At 55.6% G+C, this 3,513-nt stretch carries 8 protein-coding genes; 5 read left to right on the top strand and 3 right to left on the bottom strand.

Translation table 11 applies throughout. The features are described from left to right. On the bottom strand, nt 1-461 hold a 461-nt coding region (locus tag AC1DVH_RS27905; RefSeq protein WP_477756507.1), incomplete at its 3' end, for a UTP--glucose-1-phosphate uridylyltransferase. A 272-nt stretch (nt 462-733) separates the two neighbouring features. On the opposite strand from AC1DVH_RS27905, the gene AC1DVH_RS27900 reads away from it, so the two are divergent. Both AC1DVH_RS27900 and AC1DVH_RS27895 read left to right on the top strand, forming a co-directional pair. Beyond that, complete coding sequence (locus AC1DVH_RS27900; RefSeq protein ID WP_477756506.1) at nt 734-922, top strand: hypothetical protein; 189 nt, start codon at nt 734-736, stop codon at nt 920-922. Nucleotides 923-1,058: 136 nt separating this feature from the next. After that, nucleotides 1,059-1,361 carry a hypothetical protein gene (locus AC1DVH_RS27895; RefSeq protein WP_477756505.1) on the top strand — a complete coding sequence of 101 codons (303 nt, stop codon included), beginning with the start codon at nt 1,059-1,061 and terminating at the stop codon, nt 1,359-1,361. Here AC1DVH_RS27895 and AC1DVH_RS27890 read toward each other — a convergent pair. Together AC1DVH_RS27890 and AC1DVH_RS27885 are read right to left on the bottom strand one after the other, a co-directional pair. Beyond that, nucleotides 1,352-1,582, bottom strand: coding sequence for a hypothetical protein (locus tag AC1DVH_RS27890; RefSeq protein ID WP_046038394.1), 231 nt, complete (start codon nt 1,580-1,582; stop codon nt 1,352-1,354). The genes AC1DVH_RS27895 and AC1DVH_RS27890 overlap by 10 nt on opposite strands. A gap of 72 nt (nt 1,583-1,654) precedes the next feature. Further along, nucleotides 1,655-2,011: a hypothetical protein gene (locus AC1DVH_RS27885; RefSeq protein ID WP_218430727.1), complete on the bottom strand. Its 357-nt coding sequence runs from the start codon at nt 2,009-2,011 to the stop codon at nt 1,655-1,657. A gap of 201 nt (nt 2,012-2,212) precedes the next feature. Between AC1DVH_RS27885 and AC1DVH_RS27880 the strand changes: the two genes are divergently transcribed. The 3 genes from AC1DVH_RS27880 to AC1DVH_RS27870 form a co-directional block, all read left to right on the top strand. After that, nucleotides 2,213-2,515 carry a DUF1883 domain-containing protein gene (locus AC1DVH_RS27880; protein WP_007912251.1) on the top strand — a complete coding sequence of 101 codons (303 nt, stop codon included), beginning with the start codon at nt 2,213-2,215 and terminating at the stop codon, nt 2,513-2,515. Between the two features lie 37 nt (nt 2,516-2,552). Then, on the top strand, nt 2,553-2,720 hold the full coding sequence (locus AC1DVH_RS27875; protein ID WP_477756504.1) for a hypothetical protein: 168 nt from the start codon (nt 2,553-2,555) through the stop codon (nt 2,718-2,720). 117 nt (nt 2,721-2,837) lie between these two features. Further along, a partial coding sequence (locus AC1DVH_RS27870) for a 2OG-Fe(II) oxygenase (protein WP_477756503.1) occupies nt 2,838-3,513 on the top strand: 676 nt, incomplete at its 3' end.

Below are 3,513 nucleotides of genomic sequence, written 5' to 3'. Positions count from 1 at the left end.
CAGCGATACTGCTTGTACAGCTTGACCATCTGCTTCAGTACGCCGTCACCTTCCAGGTTGACGCACAGGTCGTCCGCCAGTACCACGGCGAACGGCTCGTCGCCGATCAGCGGACGACYGGTCAGGATCGCATGACCCAAACCTTTCATTTCAGTCTGGCGAGTGTAGGAGAACGAGCACTCATCCAACAGRCGGCGGATGCCGACCAGGTATTTTTCCTTGTCGGTGCCCTTGATCTGGTTTTCCAGCTCGTAGCTGATGTCGAAGTGGTCTTCCAGGGCGCGCTTGCCGCGACCGGTGACGATGGAGATTTCGTTCAAGCCAGCGTCCAGTGCTTCTTCAACGCCGTACTGGATCAGTGGCTTGTTCACCACCGGCAGCATTTCTTTGGGCATGGCTTTAGTCGCTGGCAGGAAGCGAGTGCCGTAGCCGGCTGCTGGGAACAAGCATTTCTTGATCATATAAGTCCTTGTAAGGGCTGTGCGTGTACGAGTTTCGGCGCAGTCTAATCAGGCGGCGTGCACCTTACAATGCCCCCGCGCTGGCTAACCGATGCCAACATAGAGAAATAAACTGGCCGATAGTTCCCTGCGCAAGCCCTTATGCATAGCAGAGACTTGCGCAATTGCACGGCTTTCAACCGCCAGGAACGAAGCACCATACGCCCTTCGGCACCCGTTGAGTGCGTTTGGCGGTATCATGGCGCGATTGAACCAGACAACGAGGCAAATAGATGTCGGCAGTAAAAAGCGTCAACGGATTCCTGATCAATCAGGTGAAAGACGGTCAATGGTGGGTAGCCAGTGTCGCCGGTGAAAATATCGCCGGACCTTTCCCTTCCGAAGCCCTGGCAATCGAAGTGGCCTCGGTGCTGGAGCTTGAGCACCCGGAGCCCAAGCGACGTGGCAAGGACAATAGCTGATCGACGTCCAATGCGAATAGCCCTGCCATTGCGCAGGGCTTTTTTATGAATGCATGCAATAACGTGGCGTTTGGCTATAACCTTTTGCCTGCGGCGCTGTCTCAGCCTTAGCCCCTCCCCTGATGATGATCAAGCCATGAACAAAATTTTGCCTTTGCTAGCGGTATTGGCCCTGAGCGGCTGCGCAACGTCGGAAGAAACCTACCTGGGCAACGGAGAACAAGGCCTATCGATTGATTGCTCCGGGGAAGCCAATTCCTGGGCTGCGTGCTACGAAAAGGCCGATGCGTCCTGTGCCGGCACCGGCTACAAGATTGTCGGAACCGATGGTACGCCCTCGCTCAAGGAGAGCGACAAGACCCTCGGCGCCGATATCGGCAACTACAAGAGCCGCAGTGTCGTGGTGGTCTGCAAAGAAGGCGCTCGGCCCTACAGATGAATTTCGGCGAACTTGATCCCAAGTCCACGCACGGTATCGATCAAATCATCAAGGCGACTGAAAGACTCGACTTCATCATTGTCATCCACCAGGAAATAGCTGCGCCCGGCGCTTTTCTTGAAAAACACGATCCATTCCCCCAGCTCCGCCGGATTCTGAATCACATGAGTGGCAGAGATTAAACCCTCTGCATGGCGCTCCCGGACCTGCTCTCGCTTCATGTTCGACTCCAGAAATGACGATGCCGCCAAAGCATGGCTTTGGCGGCATCGGTGCTGATCGTCGACAGTCTATCAGCCGGAAATGCACTCGTTGGCAGCATTCTGTACGTCCATTGGACGCACCGGGACATTGGACATGCTCTCGTGCAGCTTGATGCTGCTGCCACCCGAACGCTCTTCAATGTCGAATACGGCAGACGGGCCCGAGGAATACTTGAGTGGCACGATGACACGCAACCCATCCTTGTGCGGCTCGATTTGCAAGGCGCCACGACTGTCGGCCAGTTTTTCGCTCAGGCATTGCGCATATTCATGGGGTTTCTTGCCAGAAATCACGTTCATGGTCGGCAGCGACTCGTTGATTTCCGAGACGTTCGCACAACCACTCACCAATACCGCCAGCGAAAGAACCAAAAAACCCCACTTCATACAAAACCTCCGATAAAGAGGCTCGGACAGCGCAGATGCGTTTTTTCTCCGAGACAAACTGCTTTATCGCTCATCAAACGTGAAATTAGCGTTTTTAATTGTCAAAGTGGCCGGATAATAAGCCCTTCGGGCTGATAAACTGCGCCAATCGCCCATGCTATCGTTTTGATTTTGTAGAAAAAGCCCTTCTGGAGGCGCCTCATGAAATTTATCCATCAGCGCGAGCACCTCAATGAAGACGACATTGTCGTCATTCAATGCTCCCAAATGTGCAACATCCGCTTGATGAACGACGCCAACTTCCGCAGCTTCAAGAATGGCGGTCGTCACACCTATCACGGCGGCGCATTCGACACGTTTCCGGCCCGCATCACCGCTCCCAGCACCGGTTTCTGGAACATCACGATCGACACCGTCAACCGCCGCGCTATCAGCGTGACGCGCAAACCCACCCTGACCCACTCGATCAAAATCATTCGCCGTTCCAGCACGAAACTGAGCTGATCAGCGAACCCGAAACACAAGACAGGCAGATACAACCGTGGCCCAAACGACCAAGTACGTCATCAAATACAAACTCAACGGTGAGCGCCGCTTCGAGTTTGCCCAGCTTGAAAACGGCACCCCGGAAGAAGCCAAAGCGGCGCTGGATGCCCTTCATGGACAAGACGACGTCATCAGCGAAATCAGCGTCAGCAAAGCGCTGTAACGCGATCCGGAGCGACAATGGACGTCCGCTCCCATTCGCAGTTCGACCGCAAGCAGCGGAGTGCCAGCTTTATTTTTGCCGTGCAGACTAGCGACCTCAACAACAAGAGGCCCGGCAATGAGCGAGCAATATCTGGACAGGCTGGACTGGCCCTGGCTGGAACAGCAACTTGATCAGGACGGTTGCGCCGTCATCCCGTCACTGTTGAGCCACAAGGCTTGTGATCAGGTCAGCGCCTTGTACCCTCGAACCGAGCCCTTTCGCTCGCACGTGGTGATGGCTCGTCACGGGTTCGGCCGCGGCGAATACAAGTATTTCAACTACCCGTTGCCGGAATTGGTGGCCCGCTTGCGCAGTGCGCTCTACCCGCGCCTGGTGCCCATCGCCAATCGCTGGCAGGAACAAATGGGTTTGCCCGAGCGTTTTCCTGAAACCCATCAAGCCTTCCTCGAACGCTGTCATGCCGCTGGTCAGAACCGTCCGACACCGTTATTGCTGCAATATGGTCCGCAGGACTACAACTGTTTGCATCAGGATTTATACGGTGAGCATGTTTTCCCACTGCAAGTGGCGATTCTGCTGTCAGAACCCGAAGAAGACTTCACCGGTGGCGAGTTTGTCCTGACCGAACAGCGCCCGCGAATGCAGTCACGCCCGATGGTCATCAGCCTGAAGAAAGGCGACGGGGTGATCTTTGCCGTCAACCAGCGGCCGGTCAAAGGCGTTCGCGGTTACTATCGCGTGACCCTGCGCCACGGCGTGAGTCGCCTGCACAGCGGCAAACGGCATACCC

This window comes from Pseudomonas sp. P4_C3, assembly GCF_056402075.1.
Note: the sequence above shows the minus strand (reverse complement) of the source record. Positions and strands in the feature narration are given on the sequence as shown.

Coding starts and splice junctions, on each gene's coding strand:
- AC1DVH_RS27885 (WP_218430727.1), bottom strand. CDS start 2,011: ATGAAGTGGGGTTTTTTGGTTCTTTCGCTGGCGGTATTGGTGAGTGGT.
- AC1DVH_RS27880 (WP_007912251.1), top strand. CDS start 2,213: ATGAAATTTATCCATCAGCGCGAGCACCTCAATGAAGACGACATTGTC.
- AC1DVH_RS27890 (WP_046038394.1), bottom strand. CDS start 1,582: ATGAAGCGAGAGCAGGTCCGGGAGCGCCATGCAGAGGGTTTAATCTCT.
- AC1DVH_RS27895 (WP_477756505.1), top strand. CDS start 1,059: ATGAACAAAATTTTGCCTTTGCTAGCGGTATTGGCCCTGAGCGGCTGC.
- AC1DVH_RS27900 (WP_477756506.1), top strand. CDS start 734: ATGTCGGCAGTAAAAAGCGTCAACGGATTCCTGATCAATCAGGTGAAA.